The following is a 20451-nucleotide window of genomic DNA, read 5'->3' on the forward strand; positions in this document are numbered from 1 at the left end:
TATATAGAAGTTGTTTCTGCCTTCATAAAAAAACTATCTCCACTCGTTTTTAATGAATGGAGATAGTAGCGGAACTTTATTTGTATTTTATTTGAAATCGCAATGTTGTTTTCAATTTCTCTGGAGCAACTTTACTGGCATCTGATAAATAGATTTCCTTGTGATTTTTGCTGAGTCGTTCTAAGTTATTCTCCGCGCAAAATGCCTCCATCTTGGCGAATGTTGCTGGTTCATCGTCGTAACTTCCAAGATGCAGCATTTGTAAATTAAGACCTTCTGTTATCTCCTCGAATTTCAATTGTTCGCGATGTTCAGCTGGAACTTTTTTTGCGATCGATTCGCGCGCAATTTCCAGCAATTCAGATGTCATAAAGTCAGGTTGGCGGATCATAATTTTATAGATAAGTTGATCTTTATCAAGCCCTATGCTGCCCGCTTCTAAACTCCAGAAACCTTCTAATGGGAACACAGTGTAGTCGTAATAACCCTCTGGTGTTACGCCTTTTTTGGGCATCATTTTTATGGCGTAAGATGTGGCGTATAGCGCTGTTACCAATTCAGAAAAAAGTGGTGCATTTGGATTTCCTTTACCGCTTATTGTGATGTATTTCATCGGTTCTAATTCGATGATCTCGGGAGTTGCTTTTGGTAAATAAATTTTTTTGTCTTGTTTTCGCCATTCATATTTCATTGTTCTGCTCCTTTATTGGGAAACATGCTTCGGTTACCCAGTTTTGTGGATTCGGGTCCGTCGCGATCGATACGTGATAAATATTGAACATCGGCCCATTTAGTTGATAGTTGTGGTTTTCGAGCCAGATGGCAACGGTTTCTGTCACTGCTGTCATCTGTTCATAGCTACCATTTATTATAACAGAAGCTACGGTTTCTGCTGGAACTTCTTTAAAAATGACGCCGTTTACTGCTTGATAATCGCTTTGTTTCAGCGCTACTTGAACCTCAACGTCAACATTTGCATCCAGATATGTTTCATCATGGAATATCGCCATATTGTAAGGTTCTTTTGAAAATTGGACTTGTTGAGGGATGATTTCTTTGTATAGCCGTTCCCAAAGCCAACCTTCATTCGCAAACGTTGGAATCGTATCGCGCACACTAGCAACGAAGCGTTTTGGTATTTCCTTTTGGACAACATGATAATTTAATTTGGCGCTGTCGTCTTTTAAAACCGCCAGTGAACTTTCTAGAAGTAGATTTTGTTGTTTGATGGTTTCCAGTTCTTCCTGTAGTTCTAGTTCGCGTATCGCAAAATGGGCTTGGATAGTTTCTGTGTTTGAACCTGATGCTAAAATTTCTTTGATCACCGAAAGGCTGAGACCGATTTCTTTTAGTTTTTGAATTTTATTGATTGTTTGCAACTGACTCGCGGAATAGTGACGGTAATTGGTTTCTGTGTTTATTTTTTCCGGGATGAGCAGACCTATTTTATCGTAATGGCGTAGAGATCGGATACTAACATTGGCTAATTTGGAAAATTCACCGATTTGGAACATGATGTGCCTCCTTTTCAAGCTATTATAAACTATCACACAGGTGGAGAGTCAAGCGGATAACGAATATTAGAATCGGCAAAATCGCCATGAAAGTAATATAAAAAAGTGGTCTGGGAAAAAACTTCAATCGAGATAAAAATCACATCGCCAATTAATTTTAGGTAAGACGAAAATTAAGCTTTACATAAGTTGAACAAGAGCGCTCGCATCCAGGGGATTTATTTGGGTTATATCCCATTTCTTATTTACGCTTATCAATAATCCAACTGCCTAGCGCTCCGATTAGTAGAATAGCTAGGGATGGCACGGAGTAATCGATAAAGAAAGTTGTAAATTCAATTCCTGCGAACTGCAAACCAACTGTTATCAATCGCGCGACCAATAAAATAAGGCCGATAATCACCAAAGCATTGAAGAAAAGTTTTAGAAATCGCATCTGTATTCCTCCTGTCTTTCTCCCATGTTATAATTTAATAGCAGAAAGTTCAAGTTTGGGAGTGATTCACATGACATATCCGCAAAAATTAATCCATCCAATTATAACGACAGGTACATTTTAAACGACAGATTCGCACATTTGTTCTATAATGGGGATACTACTGAAAAAGGGGGATTTTCAAATGACATTATTACTGATGTTTGCAGGGCTTATGGCCGGCATGACGATTCCGGTACAAACTGCCGTAAATTCACGACTGCGAACTTATACAAAATCGCCTTTTATCGCTTCATGGGTATCTTTTTTAATTGGAAGTATCATCTTGATTGCGCTGGCACTTATCTTTGAGCACGGTTGGACATTTGACTTACATATGCTCGCGGTGAATCCTTGGTGGATTTGGTTTGGCGGTGGCGCGCTCGGCGTTTTCTTCTTAACGTCGAATATTTTATTGATGCCACGACTTGGATCTGCGTTGACTGTGGTTATCACGCTTTGCGGCCAAATGGTGATGGCGCTTTTGATTGATCATTTTGGTTGGTTTAGCGTGCCGATTCATGAATTAAATTTGCCGAGAGTCATTGGAATTGCGATGATGTTTTTCGGTGTTATTTTGATGCAACGGTATTAAGGGGGATTTTTCATGGCAAACAAAAGATCTAAATCAATGATCGCTTTTATGTGTATGGGACTTGCGGCGGGAATGATGTCCCCGATTCAAACATCGATTAACAGCCGACTTCGAGTGGCCGTCGACTCGCCTATTATTGCTTCGATGATTTCATTTTTAGTTGGGATGACGCTCCTGCTGCTCTTGTCTCTCATTGTCGAACGCAGACTCACATTTCCATTACGTGGTGTCGGCCGAATTCCGTGGTGGATTTTCACTGGCGGCGCGCTCGGTGTTATTTTTGTAACGTCGAATATTTTACTATTACCACTGCTAGGGTCCGCGCTTACAGTTGTCTTAGCGCTTTGCGGACAGATGATTATCGCGCTCACCATAGATCATTTCGGCTGGTTCGGAATCATTCGACATCCAATTAATCGCTATCGTGTGCTTGGCGTCCTTTCAATGCTCGGCGGCGTTTTGCTAATTCAATGGTTTTAAATGCTGCTCGAAAAATAATACTTTCTTATTCAAGAATTCTGCTATAATGAAAATGGACTAACTCAGAAAAAAAGGGAGATAACGCTATGATTACTAAAACGTCTTTTAATAATTCAACGTGCGATTGGATTAATATAGACATTGATGATTCGAATGAATTAAAAAGCTTCTATAAAGAATATGATATTGACGATGAGATTGTGGCTTACTCTCTTGATAGAAACGAGCGGGCACATATCGAATATGAACCTTCGACAAATACTTTTGCCATATTTTTTAATGTTCCTGACCCGATGAAGCGGGATGATCATTATGAAACGGTTCCGATAACATTTGTCATTAAAGGTACGCAATTGATTACTGTTACGAATGATAAAAATCAATACATTGTCGCGAAAATGAAGAATTATGTAGAAAATAACGATAGTATCAGCCTTTTCGAGTTCTTATTTAGCTCTTTATTTATGATTACAGATGCTTTTTTCCCGTTTGTAGAAGAGCTAGATGCGGATAGAAAACGAATCAATGATAAGCTAAAGGAGAAAACCACGAAAAAGAATTTGCTTTCCTTATCGGATTTAGAAACGGGCGTTGTTTATTTTGTAGCGGCATCTAAGCAAAATCTCGTTTTACTGGAACAAGTAAGAACGCATATCATTTACCGTACGTTGAGTGTAAGTGAGAAAGAACAATTAGAAGATGCATCGATTGAAGCCAGACAGTTAGTTGAAATGACGCAACTATCTTCGCAAATTTTGCAGCAATTATCTGGCACGTATAACAATATTTTGAATAACAATCTAAATGATACGATCCAAATACTAACTATTTTATCGATTTTGCTAACCATACCTACGATCGTTACTGGATTTTTTGGGATGAACATGCCCTTGCCCCTTGAACATAACGCAACAGGATGGATTATTACGATCGGGATTAGTCTTGTTTTATGGTTTGGGCTTTCTTACATCTTGCGTAGATTACTAAGAAGGTAATATCTGCAGAACTGCCTACTGACATTAGTAGGTTTTTTGCTTCGGAAGGATTTGATTGGATGGAAATGAATAACTTGCTCTCTATTTCAGATAGAGGTGCATTACGACATTGGTTGCAGGAAAATAGTGATTTTGAAAAATGTTGTTGGGTCATTGTCAGTATTAAGGAAGAGCCCGGAAAAATTATGTATTTAGATGCGGTTGAGGAGGCTTTGTGCTTTGGCTGGATTGATGGTGTGAAGAAAAAAATATCGGATACGGAGTTAGCGCAAAGATTATCACCTAGATCAAAGAATAGTAGCTGGACGGAGCTGAATAAAGAGCGCGTGCGTAGACTTGAAAAATTAGGCTTAATGACCGATTCAGGAAGAAAGATTCTACCTAATATGGCGATAGAATCTTTTGAGCTAGATTCAATAATCGAACAGCGCTTGAAAGATGATATTCAGGTTTACGAAGCATTTATGGCATTTCCAGATTTGTATAAGCGCGTGCGAATTGATACCATTCAGAGCAATAAAAAGCAAATCGATTTATTTGAGCGCAGGTTAGATAAATTTATCGAGAACACGAGGATGAATAAGATGTATGGCACGTGGCATGATAATGGCCGTCTTTTAGATTACTAAATTGAAAAAAGCTAGAAGTCAGAATTGAACTGCTTCTAGCTTTTTTGCTGATTATCTTATTTATGCATTTTTTTCATAGCTTCGTAGTATCCTAATTTATAAAAATCGTACCACTCCAAAACCTCTGCGTCGGGCGCGGCTTTTAAACCAAGCATAACTTCACGGGCAAATTCTAAAAATGCGGTACCATTTGCAGTAACTAAATTCCCTTCACGTACCGCCTCCTCTTCAAGGTATAACGGCGCGCCCGTATAATTCTCTTTCGCCCATTCTTGTAACACCGTCAAACCACTGCTTGTATGTTTCGCCTCATTGAGCAAACCATTTTTACCAAGAAACGTTGTGGCATCGCATATTGCAGCTATTAAAGCATTTTGGGCTACTGCACGATTTAGTAAAGGAAGCACCAATTCTGCTTCAGGATTTCGCCAAGATTCTCCGCCAATTAAAATAATTCCTGCAAACTCGCTTGGAGCTGTATCTAACGTGTAATCAGGCAATGTTGTAAAACCACCGATAGACCGAACACCATCTTTTGTTAGCCCAACTGTTTTGACGCAGTATTTCTGTTCGGTATCATCGGGCTTGCTATTGAGCACTGCTGCGAGTGAGGCTGCCTCCCAATCAGCATATCGATCGAGTAGAACGAATAGAACTTCTTGCATTGTATTCCTCTCCTTTGTTTGAGTTTCTATTTTTTATAGCTTTTTCGTAAGCGCTATCTTGATTGCATTATAACATAAAAAATCGTCATGAAACCCGATTTCTGGCATCATGACGACATTTATTTTATAGATGAATCCAAAGTTATATAGTTAACAAATTGGGTAGCGTTTCATTAGGAGTAAGGCCCGTATATTCCACACTTTTCTCCCACAATTCTTCTGCGTTTGATTCACTATACGAAAGAGGCGAAGATAATTTTTCGGTTCCTCTATCAATAAATTTACCCGTGATTTCACCATACAACGGCTCCGTCATCATGTTAGCTAATGCCTCCGTTATTAATTGGTCTTCTAATGCATTGACGTGTTTCCTTGTTTCTCGCCATTCAGCATCCATTTCGTCCTCCAGCTTACGAATCGTATTATCTGCTAAATTTCCTTGCCAAGCATCACTATAACTGTTTAGAATACTCGCTTTTTGTCGATTCAGTTCAATTAATTCTATGTGTATATCCTCTAATTTCCGTCGTTTATCGACAGTATCCGCTATTTGTTTTTCTACTATTTTTTTCTCTTTATCCATCTTCCTTCGCTCCCCCAGCTTATTTTTTAAAAGTAAAATCGACTCCGGTTTGAAGCATACTAGCAATGTGCTTTTCAGACGCAACAAAAGCCTTTTCTACATTTTTCAAATTTTGAACATCCGTTGTAAAGACACTTGGAAACGCTTGTAGAAATTGCGTCATTTCCATGCAGTCATACACTAATTCTTGTGCTGTACCAGTAGAATATGCTACCTGTGGTTCTATTTTTAAAGCCAGCGCTTCGGTATTTTTCCCAATGTTTGTCGCATGTTCGGCTAATGGTCCACTTGGTAGTTGTATTTCCTTCGACATTTTGCTTCACCTTACCTTAATTTAGTACTTATGAGGAAAATTATACCACATGTATATAAAAAATAAAATCAGATTCCAAATTTAGTATATTTGTGGTATGATTGCTATGCGTGTGGCTAGATTTTGCACTTGTGATTCGCAAGTTTTGATTAAATAGCTGGGAATTCTAGCTTCTTTGTACTATATTTTTCAGCAATTTTCTACGCTGAATGAGCCTAATGAGTTGCCACACGCTACTATTTTTAGGAAGTGATACTATGCCAAGCTTTTCTGATATTAAGACTCGAGATGATTTTTTTAAACTACTAAATATCCCAAAGCAACATATGACATACCTATTGTATAACAAAGAAAAAAAAGGGACTGAGAATTCTTACTACACATTTGAACTTGAAAAGAAAAGTGGTGGTGTACGGATTATAAATACTCCTAATGATGAATTAAAATTTGTACAAAAACAACTAACTTCTTTATTGTGGAAGGCTCAAAAAAATATTTGGAACAATTCTTCATTGCATCCAAATATTTCACACGCCTTTCAAAAAGAAAAAAGTATTATAACAAATGCTCAAATTCATAGAAATAAACGATTTGTCCTAAATATAGATTTAGAAAATTTTTTTAATAGTTTTCATTTTGGTAGAGTTAAGGGCTTTTTTGAAAAAGATAAAAACTTCAAAGTCCCTCCAGATGTAGCATTGATTATAGCTCAACTAACATGTTATCAAGGAGTTTTACCACAAGGTGCACCTAGTTCTCCAATAATCACCAACCTTATATGTAGAATACTAGATCTCAGAATTTTAAAGCTAGCAAAAAAATATAAATTAGACTATTCAAGATATGCAGATGACCTAACATTTTCAACTAACATCCGATCATTTGATGCCCAAGAAAAGGAATTCTTATCAGTATTAGAAACAGAAATAAAACGAGCAGGTTTTAAAATAAATACCAAAAAAACTAGATTACAATTTAATAACTCTCGTCAGGAAGTAACTGGTCTGATTGTAAATAAAAAAATTAACGTACCTAAAGAATACTATAGAAACACTCGTGCCATGGCCAACAGTCTTTATAAAAATGAGAAATTTTTTATAAATAATGAGTGGGGCACAATAAACCAGTTAGAAGGACGATTTGCATTTATTAATCAATTAGATAAATTTAATAATTCTTTAGAATATAATTCTTCGCTTAGAAAAAATTCCATTGAATATCAAAAATCCCTTTTATCGACACAATTAAAAGAAAACAGTAATCATAATATGTTACTATTGCTTAATGCTCGCGAAAAAGAATACCAAAAATTCTTATTTTATAAATATTTCTACGCTAACCAAAAACCAACTATTGTTACAGAAGGAAAAACAGATATTCGTTATTTAAAAGCAGCATTAAAAAGTTTGTATAAAGATTACCCCGAAATGATAGAAAAGAAAGGGACTAAATATATTTTTAAGGTCTCATTTTTTAAAAGAAGTAAACGTTTCAGATATTTTTTTAATTTTTCATTAGATGGTGCAGACTCAATGAAAAACTTGCATAATTTTTTTTCAGATAACAACAATAAATTATACCCAAACTATTGGCAGTATTTTGATGCTCTTAATTCATCCAGTTCTGTGAATCCAATTTTTTTTATATTCGATAATGAGCTTTCAAATAAAAATAAACCGCTAAGAAACTTTGTCAACCACGTTTGTTCTGTAGAAAAAGAAAATGCTGACGCTCAATTAAAACTCCTAAAAGAAAAATTAAATTTACAACTTAAAGATAACTTGTATTTATTAACAAATCAATTATTAGATGGCTTTACAGAGAATGAAATGGAAGATTTGTTCGATGCAAAAACATTAAAGCATATAATTAAAGGGAAAACTTTTTCTAAAAATGGTGACAATAAGGATCATTACGGAAAAGAAATTTTTTCAAAATATATATTGGATAATTACACCAAAATAAATTTTGAAAATTTCCGTTTAATTTTAGATAATATGAATGAAATAATCCATGATTATAGCCCAAATTGATTGCAGCTAAAATGTATTTTCTTTGACATTGCACTTCGACTTACCTCAATTTAGTTCTTTTGGAAAAAATCACAAGTGCACATAAGTAATAAAGCTCAATTCCAAATTTCGGAAGAGAGCTCTTTTTCATATTATTTTTCCATACTGGAATCATTCATCTTTACAGCATGATTCCCCTCAAACTGAATCAATTTCTTATCGGACGTTGAAATACTAATATTACCAGTCATCAAATCTGCTAATCCTTCATCATTACGACTCCACAAATGAGCATAATGTTTCAACGTAATTTCTGGACTAGAATGTCCTAGACGCTTCGAAACGATTAATACATCTGCATTAAACTCATTAATCAAGTAACTAACATGCGAATGCCTTAATCCCTTCCCTTGAATTTTATGGACTTTAGCAATCTTCGCGTAACGCTCAATAATTCGCTGCACCGTTGAGCGATACAAAGGCAAATCAGTGTAACTTATAACAAAATTCTCAACCCCCTGCTATTTTTGAACCTGTTTCCATTGCCTCAAAATTTTAATCGTATCATCATCTAAAGACACCATTCGCCTACCTTCCTCTGTTTTAGTGTATGGTTTTCGCTCAAAATTATTTTGATTAACCATATCCAGAGTATGATGCACACGAAGCTTTTTCTACTCTAAATCGATATCGTTCCAATTCAGTGCTAGCCCCTCACTAACACGAATCCTGTCATATAATACAACCAAATCATAACAAAGCACATATTTTCATAGAAATCCTTTATGAAAATTACAGAAAGAACTTTTTCAAACTCTTCTTTCGTCCAAAACGAAACAACCGATCTTCCTTTAGCAATTGCCTTTGTTCTTTTGGATATATTCTCATCTACATATTGCAGCATAACTGCATAATCTAAGGTTTTCCTGAACATACCATACATTAAGGAACAATATGCTTGAGAATAACCAGAAGAAGATAACAGCCATACCCTAAAAGATTCACAATCCTGCACTGTAATATCTCTTAACTTCACGCTTTAAATCGATCACGCATCATTTTCAAACCACTTTCTCTAGACCGCCATGTACTCCATTCTACGCTAGCTTCATAGTAAGGAATATATGAATTATTCATATGTCAATTTGTAATTAGAATACCCACTTTGTGCAAGAAAATCGTTTCTAATTCTAGTTACCTCTTTATTTGCATCATGAGCAGAACTAAACGGCTTTCCATTCTTATCTTTTCGCCCTTTTTTTGAATTCTTTTCCCTGTAACTCTATCTATGCCTAGCTCTATTTGATAAAAAAATTTCCATTACTATCTTGATACACACATGAATATTTCGTCTTAGGCATGTTCTTTTGCTCCCTTTTCTGGTAAAAGTCCTACTATATTATCAACAGCATAGCTTAGTACACAACCCAAACGGTTATTATTGTAATATGGATATCCTTGCGCTACCATATAGTGTTTTGCTTCCCTAATAATGGTCTTAGCTTGATATGGTCTAAATCCAAGCTCTATCAAATCATCTTTTGACACTCTACTATGCATTAGTAACACCCTTTCAATTTTAGTAAAGCAAAAAGCCTCCTTAACAAAGGAAGCTCTGCTTAACATATTTTATTTCGATATTCTTCAAATAACAGATTGTTGTTTAAATATAATCAACATGCACATTGATTACTGTCTATAAAAGTAGACGGCACAACCAATAAAACCACCAGCTACAATAACTGATAAGATAGCTTGGATATAGGTATCCTTATAAACGCAATCAAGCATATTATCGTAGCAATAAGCACTAGAATATTCAATGTGAAAATTAGAATTTCTACACCTTATAATCCATGTCTAGAAGCAACATATATGCACATACACCCATAAAGCAGCCCTACTAATATCAACGCGCAAGTCCAACCAAAATATCTGAGTGCTTCCCAATCATTATTCCCCAGTAATTTCATAGAAGCTTCTAAGCCTTCACTAGAGAAACCGCCCTCAAGTAATTGTTTGTTCAGCCTATCTAAATTTACTAAGAACATATTTATTCATCTTCAAACGCATACATAAGCCGTTTAACGCCTCAAATGTCTTTAGCTATTTATTCCCATTCGATTCTAATATCCAAATATTAAACATATTTGTTTATTTTAATGCCGTAAAAAGCCCTTTATTTATATATATTATCGCTATTATTTATGGTTTTCAAATTAATAGTATCAAAATAGTATCAGTAACTAAACATTAATCATGACTTCTCATTTTATTAATTATACCTTTCCCAAATGGAGATAGTTGGTTAAATACCGTTCTATCTTTTTTTAGTTTAATTAACTTATTCTCAGTTCCGTTAGTATCAAGATACCTAACTATTTTGTTACTAATTAAATTTATATCTTCTTTAGGAAATCCTAGATCAACCAAAATTCTTTCATATCCATCTTCTGAATCAGAATAAGCTTTTATCATATTCATACTTTGTATAAATGCCCTATTTTGTTCTCTATTAAATATCCCTTTCTCATCAAATAATTCATAAATGGTAATTATTTTCATCATCTTAAACTTTATGAACTCATCAATTTGAAATAACGTATCGATAAATAGATTTATATCTTCTGTTGTATATTCACTGTATGTCTTGATAAATTTATCAATTACAAATTTCATTCCTTTAGTAGAAACAAGCATATTGTATACAGGATCAAATGAAATATATTTTTCCTCGCTATTTTGATTATAAAACGAATATGTTTTTAATTTTGTTCCATTTAAATACTTATTATCCACATTCAATATTTTGAATTTGATATCTGATATTACCCTAATTTCCTTTTCATGATTAGTTATCCCATCAAAATTGTCTATGAATCTATCCAATATCTTAAATTCAATACCAGCTTCTATAATTTCGGCATATCTAATACCAAACTTTTCATCAAGTCTATTAGATAAACTATCTACGCTCTCTTGCGCCTCCTGTGGTAATTCTTTATCCAAGTATAAGCATTCATCTTCAATACTATCAGTGCTTATTTCAGAACTTTCGAATAATATTTTCAAATCGATCCAATCATCAGGATTATACATCTCATAGGTCTCTTTATTTGTTATATATACTTCTCCACGTTTTGGATTTTCTATATTTAATCTACCTACTCTTCCAATAAGATTATTTAATTCAAAAACATTTCGAGGTTTGTCTACAATCACTAAATTATTAGTTGGAGTATTTATTCCCTCAACTAAAGTACTGGTACACAGTATAGTATGTATACATCCATCTAATTTGGCATATTCATTTTCTATATATTTTCTTAAAAAAATAGGGGTCTTTCCATGATGAATTCCAATTCCTTGCTTTAGGTATTCAACGTAATACCATTCAGGATGTATGTTTTCCGAAATCCATTCAATTATTTCATCATCGTAACCTTCATATTCGAAATTCATATGACTATTATTCTCCAAAAAACGTTTTATACGCCCTGGAGTTAAAAAGTACACAAATCTTTTTTCATCACTCTCTCCAAAGTAGTTCATCAACTCAGGGGTATAATTTATCTTATTATATACAATATTTAAATTTGTTATGAATTTTTCAATCTTTATGTTAGATCTGTCAAAACTAACACTCTTTATGAATGGTCCTAATAATAATATTTTATTGGCTCTATGAATTAGATACTTATATATGTAATTCATCTTAATTAATCTACTGTGCTCATTTCTTTTATCACTCTTTTCAGCAGAATCAATTGAATTAAGTTTATATATCTCATCATAAACCAACAAGTCTATCTTGTTTGCACTTAAATATTGCTGGAATAATCTTGTACTAATCCGCTCTGGTACAACTATTATTATTTTTTTTGAAGTATCATAATACTGTTTTAGTTCCGCATCAGACGTTATCAATGTATAGATTCTACCAAAATAAGAGAAACATTTTTCCCTTATTTCATTCATCAATGCAATAGTTGGTACAACAAAAACTACATCATCAATTTTCGAGGTATTACGCATGATGTATTCTAAAGCGATAAATGTTTTCCCGAAACTAGTTGGAGCGCTTATAAAGAGATTTCCTTTTTGAAGTAACTGTAAACATTGTTCTTGTTCACTTGTCATGGTTATATTTTTGTTAATCAAAGATTGCCTAGCTGCTTTATTCACTTTAGTAAAAAAGCTGTCACTTGTAGAATAAATATCTAAATCAGTAATGCCTAATAATGCTTCATCAACAAATTCGTCGTTGTATACTTGTCTTATTACCTTAATTCTAAGATTTTTCATACTTTTATCTAAATATTTCTGTTCATTCTCATTCATAATATTCTTTCCCTTCTAACATAGATTGGGCTTGAAAGAATTCTAAAAAATCATTTTTATCTAAGATTGGTAGTACAAATACTAAGGTTTCAAATTTTTCTTTAAGTTCTAAAAAATTACTGTTTTTTTCAATCATATTTTTTACTTCGTCTTCTTTATAAATATCATCACATATTAAAAAAATAATTAGTTTTTCTGTTACATCATCTGTTATTTCAACCAATTCATTTGTTCTATTAGTTTTAATATTTCTAAAAAGTTCAGCACTATAATTCATATCCTCATGCAAATCATCATTATGTTTTTCAAGTGAGTCTACAGCCTTATTTATTGCTTGATTCAAACTACTATAAAATTTTGCTTCTAAATAATATATTTCTTTTTTTTCTGGTATATATATTGAACCATCATTTCCATATACAGCCATTGAAGGGCTAGTTTTAAATATAAGCTTAGGATATATATATTTATCACCAATACTTTCAATAAACTCACTTACTAAAGTGTGCATAAGAAATTCACCTATATCTCCATGTAGCACTGTATGATTAATGTTTATTCGATCTTCGCTTATAAATCCTATATTTTGTAAAGCACTAAAATATTTTTTTGTAATTAAAGCTTGACTATATGTTAAATCAGGATTATAGGTACTTGCTAACTTTATAACATTATCTTTATTAAAAATGATATCTGATATTTTTTTGAACAAAATCTCATTATTCGATATTAACTCTTTCCAAGTAAAATATTTAAGTCTTATTTTACTTGAATATCTATCTAAGTTCTTATTCCTAAATTCTAGCTTGTTTTCAATCCGTAATACCTTGTAAAAAACACCTAGATCATATGTATTACTATTCCTAATGCCCAACTCTTCTATAAGAATATTCGATAATTCTTTAGCAACTTTATTAAAAATAAAGCTGTCATTAATAGCCGTAATTTTCCCTACCCTATAATCAACTTTTGAATTATTAGTAAAAGATATAATAAGAAATAAATTTTCTTGAGTTCTATGATATCGTTCATAATAATTTTTCACCTCTTCAATGCGATCTTGATACGTAATCTCTCCAGAAGCTTTAAATGTATTAAATACAAATTCCTGTGTCGTATAATGCACTAGTATCATCATTTTCCTTCAATCCCCTTATGATTAAAATATGGCTTATATACTATTGGCTTAAATTTGAATTGAATTATATTCTTGACTCCATACTATCACAAAATATCCTAAATTTAAACAATTTACTAATTCCCTCGTACATTAGAAGAATAATATTGTGAAATTCATTGATAAAATGAGAATCCGCCTTTATTGAATAATTTATAACGACAAAAATCCCTCAGGCTCTATCAACATAGCGAAAGGGATTTATCTGCCTTAAATTGTTATCTATCAGTAACATATAAATTTTTATAGAATGATTACTGCTTTATCTTTTTCGAAAAAAATCTACGCCTTCTTTAAATGCTTCTCTATAGATATAAAGAAAGGCTTCAACTTGATATTTCTCCAAAGCATCCAGATAAGCAATTACTTCTGGGTTCCAGAATTCTTCTAGTTGATCACGCATTTGATAATAACGTTTGCTTTTTTCCTGGAACTCTTCGTGATTACTGACTGCCTCACAAATACCTTCTATACGTGCCAGGCAAAACTGGTCAAAATCTTGTTCTATTGTATGACTCTCCATCACATACTCACCTCTCTAGTAGTAAAGTCAAAATAGCAGGTACTCCCTTGTAAACGAAAGTTGTTGGTTACCAATTGCAAATGATAAGTTGCTAAGATATCTTGTATTTCTAATTGTAAAATTGGCAATAACCTCTGCAAACGTTCCGTATCCTGAATATCAATCGAATAACTACAAGCTTTAGTCTGTACAACTAACTCTATCTTGTCAGTAACTCCATGTATATTTTGAAGATGCACCGATAAATCTGGTTTTACTAATAATGAAAAACGGTCTGTCTTAATTTCAAATTTCATTCTCTTTCCCCTCCTCTTTAGCCACTATTGCATCAAAAGCTATTTGCATCCCTAACTTAAAACCATGTGTAAACGTTGCAACTAATTCAGTTAGCTGCTCCTCCGATTTTTGATGATATTGCTCCTTAACATAATTCTGTGCAGTATTTTCTATAAAATCACTCAAGATTTGCTCACCTCCTCCAAAAAAATTCTTCATAGCGAAATATTTCCCTATTACGAAACATTATAATGGAAATAGATAGTAAAATCAATATAATAATTCGTTATGACGAAATTATACGTAAGGTGGTGAAATTACGATGCAAAAGATAAGACCAGATATGGATATTGGAAAGAACATTCAACGACTAAGAAATGATTCCAAAATGACACAAGATCAAGTAGTAGCAAAGATGAATGTCATGGGATTAAATATTTCAAAAAGTACATATGCAAAATTAGAAACTAATCGCATGAATATACGCGTAAGTGAACTTGTTGCACTGAAAATAATTTTCAATGCTGAGTTTAATGATTTCTTTGAGAATTTAAACCTGAAATAATGTTAGTGAAACTGAGACAAAACTAAAATTCAGTGCCGAAAAGCATAAAAATAGAAAAGCAGGAACCTTTATATAGAACCATTTAAAAAATGGTATACATAAGATTCCTACTTGTTTTTCATTTTTGAGCCTTTTTTGTCTCAGATTCATATATTTCACTTTATTTTCCTACAACTCTTTCAAATCAACACTATTGCTATTCGCTCTTTGACTTTTATTATCATAGTTTTTATCTATTTTTCATCACACTTCATTGTTTTATATTCTAAATTTAACTGAAATAGATTTAATGTCCCTTCGATAGATTTAAAACTAGAGTAAAAAGAGATTTTAAGCTTATAAAGAGCATCGGATACATCAATAAAATTACCTAAATAATTTATAAAATTATCATTTATATCTCTTTCAATCAATGTGGGCAATAATTCAAATAAATTATACTTCATATCAATATATAACACCTTCATATATTGATCATTATTTCTTGCATCCTCATTTTGCATTATTTCAAAAAAACTCAATATATTATTAGGTATTAAAATTTCCTTAATTGAATATAATCCACCATTTTTCAAATCATTAAATTCATTTTTTGAAAGAATTTGATGATTTGTAGATTTTATTTTATCTGTCTCAATGTTAAATTCATTTAGAAAAAAAGTTTGTATGGCATACTCTATATTTTTTTGCTCTTTTAGTACCATTCCTGTCTTTATCAACTGGAACAAATAATTATAATGAATAATATCTTCATACGGAAACAATTTCAATATATTTAAATCAATTTTTTTATCTGCAGACGATGAAAATATATCTTCTTTATTTTTAGATATTCTCTCAATGTTTTGAGTTTTTTTCATATCAAAATCTCTCAATAAATCAATATCTAAAACACTGTCAAATTGATCCAAATATTGTTTAATTACTTTTATGATTTTAAATATATAGTAATTATACCTCTTTGTAAAAGTTTTATTTAATACAATGTAGTTCGTGGATAATTCTACGTGCTTTATTCCATGAATATTTCCAAAATCTATTACCTTTACATGGTTTAAATCATATTTTTCGAATAAAATATACCCATCTTTATTACTGTTATTAAGTTCTGAGCCATGAACGACTTTATAGTCATCATCCACTTCAAAAGTATTAAGGAACAACTTGGGATTTTGGCGTTCAGAACAAAAATATTCAAATTCTTTTATAGATAATATCAAGCTTGATATTGTTGATTTAATATTTCTTCGTAAAAAGAAGGGACTAGTAGAGTCAATTAATATTTCTAATTCATCTAGAACATTATCAAATTTTTTAAATACGTAAAAACCAATAATTTTTCTATCTACAAGCCTGTTAGATAAACTTTCTTCGCTATTATCTATCAATAAATCTTCATATTGATATGTTTCGAAGTTATAAATGCGGCAAATAGCATTAAGAATATACACAATCTGTCTATCGAGCTTTTGCTTACTCAATATATCATTGCTTATCCAACCATCTGCGATTATATTTTTATTTTGTATAGTGTCAACTAAAATTTGAGTAATCCGTTTTTTATCAGCTGGCTCATCTGAATCATAAGTTGAAATCCTATGAAATTTCAAGTCAAAAGGCAAGTCTTCTAAATTTCCATATTTTGAATTAAAAAGACAAATTATCCTCTCCCAACCCAGTACTGAAATGGCATATCCTAATTCTAAAAGAACATTTGAATTAGGACAGCCATTCTCTGTTATTGAGATATCCGCAATAAAGAATATAGAGTTATCAATTTTTTTTAAAATAGTATTTGGTATATCTGGGCTACCGAACTCATTAAAGGTATCTTTATCAATTGAATAATTTATCACTAAATTTCCAGTTGTACCTTTAATAGCTTTCTTCAAACATGACTCAATAAAATTTCTATTATCTTTGTTTGGCAAACTAGACTGCCATGAATAAAAAATTTTGTTTTCCACAGAACTTCCTCTCCCTTTATTTAATTATAGCATGGGCAAATATTGGATTCAAACGCTTTTTCCCCCAACAATAAGTTTTTTAGACACTATCAAAATTAAGAATATTAGAGGGAAATTGTTTGCTTATATTAACGTTCTTTCTCCACAGCAACTTTCTTCACTGATTCTAAAAGTTGCATCAAATTTTGTTCAATAATTTGATCTTGTTTTTGAACTTTCTTGCACTCTTTATGCTTTTCATATAGCTGTTCTCGCTGATTTTTCAATGCTTGAACTTTTCGATGTAACTCATGTTTTATCTGCTTACTTGGCTTTATATTAGCTTGTTTAAGCGCCTTAACAGCAATTTTATATAATCGGATAGCTGACTCTTGTTTATTGGAGTTCACCATTTGCTTTTCTCTAGAATTATATATTCCTTTTGTATTTTCATAAATATCAAGTTGCTTCAAAATAAATTGTGTATTAGCTAGTTTTGTTTCAATCGCCTTAATATCTGAAATGTTAGCATTCATCATTTCTTGATTGTTTATTTTTTTCTGCTCCCATTCTTCAAGAGAAGTAATACCAAGCTCCTTCAATAAATTTACTGTCTTCGCATTTTGTTTAAGGTTATGCAATTTTGCCCAATGCTCATAGCCTTTACTTTTAATGACTTTTTTGTTATTCTCCAGTGCAACCATAACACTAAGCGGCTCGTTTTTCAGGCTTATTTTCTTAGTTTTTTTGATTGGCAGCCTATCTTTTTGTGTGATACGTAATTTGATATTTTCTTCTGTATAGTTTTCGCCTAATTGCATCGCCCGTGTGAATCGTTTTTGTTTATCAGCACGAAAAGCAATATGTTTTCCATATTTAATCTCATATCCATGTGCTTGCATTTGGCTTGTAAAATCTTCAAATGTTCTACTACTTTGTATACACATATCAATGACAGTTCTCAGTTGTGTTTTCCAGCTGTTTCCTTGCTGAGCCATTTGCCACTCATAGTGACTCTTGCCTTTATTTTGGTTTGGCGGAATCACAGAAAGTCCATGTTCTGCGCACAATATATCGCTCGCCTCTCTCAGTTGATAATATGTTTTGGTGCAATCATTATATTTTTTATGATCTACAAAGCTAGATGCGCAAAATATCACGTGATTGTGAATATGTTCTTTATCTATATGTGTCGTTAATATATATTCATGTTTACCTTGCAAGTGTTGCTCCAGTAATTGTTTTCCGATTTCATGTGCTTGTTCTGGACTAATTTCTTCTGGTTTAAAAGATTGAATAATATGATACGCTTTATTGCTACCTCCCGAACGACTATTTTGGTCTAATGTTAATTCAAACTCTAAGTCGGCAGTTTCGGGTGCGCAGGCATAACTATAAACATATTTCGATTTGATTGGATCAAGAATATAATTTATTGCTTTATCAAGCGTTTTTTTGATAGACCATATCTTTGTAATCGCCATACCTTTTGCATCATCTCCTCTATTTTTTTGACATTCTCATTTGAAATTTTATTATCTATGTTTGCTACCCGTGCAATCTGGTTAATATTAGTGCCAATTTTATTTAGCTCCATAGTAAGCTTTTTAGTTTCATCATAATTTGAAACAATAATTGCACCATCAATTGCCATCTTTCTTAGGTAAGCTTCACGATTTGTTATTCCTGCTTCTTTCATTTTCATTTCAATAAATGTTTTTTCTTCTTCATTAACTCTAAACTTTAAATCTATATTTCGATTTCTATTCGCCATTCTTTCATTTTCTTCCTTTCCAATTTCATTTTAAAAACAAGGGGTTTGGGGATTTCCCCAACAAGCAATTTCAAACACGAGTCGCGAATGCGAAACGGGGTGAAATTTGGATATGGGGTACCATATCCAGTGCTTGCTTCTCTGTTACTTTTCAAATTTAAGTGATAATAAAAAGAAGAATGAAATTCACTCTTCTTCTCTAAATTTTTGAAGCAAGTCAATTGTGTAAGCTATTAGCTCTGCGGTTTCTTTATCAATTGATTGTGCGTTCTTCAATAGTTCGTTAAACTCATTTATTTGATTTCTGAACGCTTTAAATACTCTTGGACTATAATTTACTGTTATTTCTTCTTTTAAAATCCTATGAATCAAATACTCTTGTTTATTGAGACCAGATAGTTTGACCAACTTATTCAAGTGCTCATTTTCTTCTGGTGATACTCTAAAGGCAACTATTTTATTTCTCCAACGTCCTTGTCTGTCTAATGTTTTTACTGACATGATTAATTCCCTTCTTTCAAATTATTTAACGAATTAGCTATTTCATTTTGCTTCGTTGGGAAAAGATGAGCATAATGATACGTAATATCGATGCTTTCATGCCCAACTCGATCGGCAATTGCTACAGCTGAAAATCCCATATCAATGAGTAAAGATACGTGAGAATGGCGCAAATCATGAATTCGTATTTTTTTGATATTCTGTTCTGTGGCTCCTCGTCTCATTTCGCTATATAATACAGCTTTCGTGATAGGGAATATTCTGCTTTTTGGTTTGCAACCATATAATCGGGCAATATAATCCTGCATCTCGTCAACTAAGAAGTCAGGCATATTAATGATGCGCTTTCCTTTTTCAGTCTTTGGTGTTGTAATAATGTCTTCCCCTTTAATTCGCTGATACGATTTAGTGATTGAAACTGTTCCGTCTTCAAAATTAAAGTCGGCTGGCGTTAAAGCCAACAACTCTCCTACACGAATACCACACCAATATAAGATTTCAAAGGCATGGAAAGAAATATCTTTATCCATCATTGAATCTGCGAACTTGAGATACTCTTCTTTTGTCCATACAAGCATTTCTTTATCCGATTTTTTACTCCCCATACATCCTACCGTTCTTGCAGGATTAGATTTCAATTCATAAAATCGAACTGCATGATTAAATATTGCTGTTAGTTGATTATGAATTGTTTTCAAATACGTTGGTGAAAATCCTTTACCTTTATCATTTCGATACCCAATCAATTCATTTTGCCATTGAATAATATCTGATGGTTTTATTTCGTTAATCTTTCGTTCACCAAAAGCAGGTATTATTTTTAGGTTTATAATATATTCCTTGCTCACCCATGTATTGTACTTAACTCTAGTTTTTATATCGCTCTTATAAATATTTACAAAATCCTTAAACTTCATATCTAAGCTGTTCTCACTTTGTAACTTGAAATTATTTTCCCACTCTTGTGCTTCTTTTTTTGTCTTGAATCCTCTTTTTAATTTTTTAACTCGTTTTCCCTTCCAATCTTGATAATAGAAAGAAGAAAACCAATTTCCTTTGTCTTCGTCTCGATATGCTGGCATTTATA

At 32.6% G+C, this 20451-nt stretch carries 23 protein-coding genes and 1 pseudogene; 6 read left to right on the forward strand and 18 right to left on the reverse strand.

The genetic code is table 11. The features are described 5' to 3' along the window. Positions 1-76: 76 nt before the first annotated feature. The 3 genes from UE46_RS11595 to UE46_RS11605 form a co-directional block, all read right to left on the reverse strand. On the reverse strand, positions 77-691 hold the full coding sequence (locus tag UE46_RS11595; protein WP_118907639.1) for a GyrI-like domain-containing protein: 615 nt from the start codon (positions 689-691) through the stop codon (positions 77-79). Further along, complete coding sequence (locus UE46_RS11600) at positions 681-1514, reverse strand: MerR family transcriptional regulator (RefSeq protein WP_036063452.1); 834 nt, start codon at positions 1512-1514, stop codon at positions 681-683. Before UE46_RS11600 ends, UE46_RS11595 begins: the two co-directional genes overlap by 11 nt. A gap of 241 nt (positions 1515-1755) precedes the next feature. Beyond that, positions 1756-1950, reverse strand: coding sequence for a hypothetical protein (locus UE46_RS11605; protein ID WP_036063450.1), 195 nt, complete (start codon positions 1948-1950; stop codon positions 1756-1758). A gap of 184 nt (positions 1951-2134) precedes the next feature. On the opposite strand from UE46_RS11605, the gene UE46_RS11610 reads away from it, so the two are divergent. From UE46_RS11610 to UE46_RS11625, 4 genes are all read left to right on the forward strand, one after another. Further along, positions 2135-2584 carry a DMT family transporter gene (locus UE46_RS11610; RefSeq protein WP_036063448.1) on the forward strand — a complete coding sequence of 150 codons (450 nt, stop codon included), beginning with the start codon at positions 2135-2137 and terminating at the stop codon, positions 2582-2584. A 12-nt stretch (positions 2585-2596) separates the two neighbouring features. Next, complete coding sequence (locus UE46_RS11615) at positions 2597-3064, forward strand: DMT family transporter (RefSeq protein ID WP_036063446.1); 468 nt, start codon at positions 2597-2599, stop codon at positions 3062-3064. A gap of 86 nt (positions 3065-3150) precedes the next feature. Next, complete coding sequence (locus UE46_RS11620; RefSeq protein ID WP_036063443.1) at positions 3151-4059, forward strand: magnesium transporter CorA family protein; 909 nt, start codon at positions 3151-3153, stop codon at positions 4057-4059. A gap of 59 nt (positions 4060-4118) precedes the next feature. Continuing rightward, entirely contained in the window at positions 4119-4688 is a 570-nt protein-coding gene (locus UE46_RS11625) for a YdeI/OmpD-associated family protein (RefSeq protein WP_118907640.1), read from the forward strand. A gap of 56 nt (positions 4689-4744) precedes the next feature. Here UE46_RS11625 and UE46_RS11630 read toward each other — a convergent pair whose 3' ends face one another. From UE46_RS11630 to UE46_RS11640, 3 genes are all read right to left on the reverse strand, one after another. Next, positions 4745-5353, reverse strand: coding sequence for a type 1 glutamine amidotransferase family protein (locus UE46_RS11630; protein ID WP_036063441.1), 609 nt, complete (start codon positions 5351-5353; stop codon positions 4745-4747). 142 nt (positions 5354-5495) lie between these two features. Then, positions 5496-5936 carry a hypothetical protein gene (locus UE46_RS11635; protein ID WP_036063439.1) on the reverse strand — a complete coding sequence of 147 codons (441 nt, stop codon included), beginning with the start codon at positions 5934-5936 and terminating at the stop codon, positions 5496-5498. Positions 5937-5955: 19 nt separating this feature from the next. Then, positions 5956-6249, reverse strand: coding sequence for a DUF3130 family protein (locus tag UE46_RS11640; RefSeq protein WP_036063438.1), 294 nt, complete (start codon positions 6247-6249; stop codon positions 5956-5958). Positions 6250-6506: 257 nt separating this feature from the next. On the opposite strand from UE46_RS11640, the gene UE46_RS11645 reads away from it, so the two are divergent. Then, positions 6507-8282, forward strand: a complete 1776-nt coding sequence (locus UE46_RS11645; protein WP_118907641.1) for a retron Ec67 family RNA-directed DNA polymerase/endonuclease — start codon at positions 6507-6509, stop codon at positions 8280-8282. A 131-nt stretch (positions 8283-8413) separates the two neighbouring features. Here the strand turns inward: UE46_RS11645 and UE46_RS16500 are convergent. From UE46_RS16500 to UE46_RS16340, 7 genes and pseudogenes are all read right to left on the reverse strand, one after another. Continuing rightward, positions 8414-9622, reverse strand: a pseudogene (locus UE46_RS16500) (tyrosine-type recombinase/integrase). After that, positions 9615-9809, reverse strand: coding sequence for a DUF3173 family protein (locus UE46_RS11655; RefSeq protein ID WP_335645463.1), 195 nt, complete (start codon positions 9807-9809; stop codon positions 9615-9617). Before UE46_RS11655 ends, UE46_RS16500 begins: the two are co-directional and overlap by 8 nt. A 705-nt stretch (positions 9810-10514) precedes the next feature. Next, positions 10515-12602, reverse strand: coding sequence for a DEAD/DEAH box helicase (locus UE46_RS11660; RefSeq protein WP_118907642.1), 2088 nt, complete (start codon positions 12600-12602; stop codon positions 10515-10517). Next, positions 12595-13740 (reverse strand): Hachiman antiphage defense system protein HamA, encoded by a 1146-nt coding sequence (locus UE46_RS11665; protein ID WP_118907643.1) that lies wholly within the window; start codon positions 13738-13740, stop codon positions 12595-12597. The genes UE46_RS11660 and UE46_RS11665 overlap by 8 nt, the downstream gene beginning before the upstream one ends. A 301-nt stretch (positions 13741-14041) precedes the next feature. After that, positions 14042-14302 carry a hypothetical protein gene (locus UE46_RS11670; protein ID WP_036063431.1) on the reverse strand — a complete coding sequence of 87 codons (261 nt, stop codon included), beginning with the start codon at positions 14300-14302 and terminating at the stop codon, positions 14042-14044. Continuing rightward, a complete protein-coding gene (locus UE46_RS11675; protein WP_036063429.1) occupies positions 14302-14598 on the reverse strand; it encodes a hypothetical protein in 297 nt (98 codons plus the stop codon). Before UE46_RS11675 ends, UE46_RS11670 begins: the two co-directional genes overlap by 1 nt. Continuing rightward, a complete protein-coding gene (locus tag UE46_RS16340; RefSeq protein ID WP_199897192.1) occupies positions 14588-14764 on the reverse strand; it encodes a hypothetical protein in 177 nt (58 codons plus the stop codon). The genes UE46_RS11675 and UE46_RS16340 overlap by 11 nt, the downstream gene beginning before the upstream one ends. A 136-nt stretch (positions 14765-14900) precedes the next feature. Between UE46_RS16340 and UE46_RS11680 the strand changes: the two genes are divergently transcribed. Further along, complete coding sequence (locus UE46_RS11680; RefSeq protein WP_036063428.1) at positions 14901-15143, forward strand: helix-turn-helix domain-containing protein; 243 nt, start codon at positions 14901-14903, stop codon at positions 15141-15143. Between the two features lie 233 nt (positions 15144-15376). On the opposite strand, the gene UE46_RS11685 is transcribed toward UE46_RS11680, so the two are convergent. The 5 genes from UE46_RS11685 to UE46_RS11705 all read right to left on the reverse strand — a co-directional run bounded on the left by UE46_RS11685 (position 15377) and on the right by UE46_RS11705 (position 20446). Next, a complete protein-coding gene (locus UE46_RS11685; RefSeq protein WP_051493089.1) occupies positions 15377-17110 on the reverse strand; it encodes a hypothetical protein in 1734 nt (577 codons plus the stop codon). Between the two features lie 128 nt (positions 17111-17238). Next, positions 17239-18573: a relaxase/mobilization nuclease domain-containing protein gene (locus UE46_RS11690; protein WP_118907645.1), complete on the reverse strand. Its 1335-nt coding sequence runs from the start codon at positions 18571-18573 to the stop codon at positions 17239-17241. After that, on the reverse strand, positions 18522-18863 hold the full coding sequence (locus UE46_RS11695) for a plasmid mobilization protein (protein WP_036063427.1): 342 nt from the start codon (positions 18861-18863) through the stop codon (positions 18522-18524). Before UE46_RS11695 ends, UE46_RS11690 begins: the two co-directional genes overlap by 52 nt. Before the next feature lie 186 nt (positions 18864-19049). Next, positions 19050-19364, reverse strand: coding sequence for a plasmid mobilization protein (locus UE46_RS11700; RefSeq protein WP_036063424.1), 315 nt, complete (start codon positions 19362-19364; stop codon positions 19050-19052). Between the two features lie 2 nt (positions 19365-19366). Then, the gene (locus UE46_RS11705) at positions 19367-20446 is read right to left on the reverse strand and encodes a site-specific integrase (RefSeq protein ID WP_118907646.1); all 1080 of its coding nucleotides are present in this window, start codon (positions 20444-20446) and stop codon (positions 19367-19369) included. Positions 20447-20451: the final 5 nt, after the last annotated feature.

This window comes from Listeria weihenstephanensis, from assembly GCF_003534205.1.
Classification (GTDB): Bacteria; Bacillota; Bacilli; order Lactobacillales; family Listeriaceae; genus Listeria_A; species Listeria_A weihenstephanensis.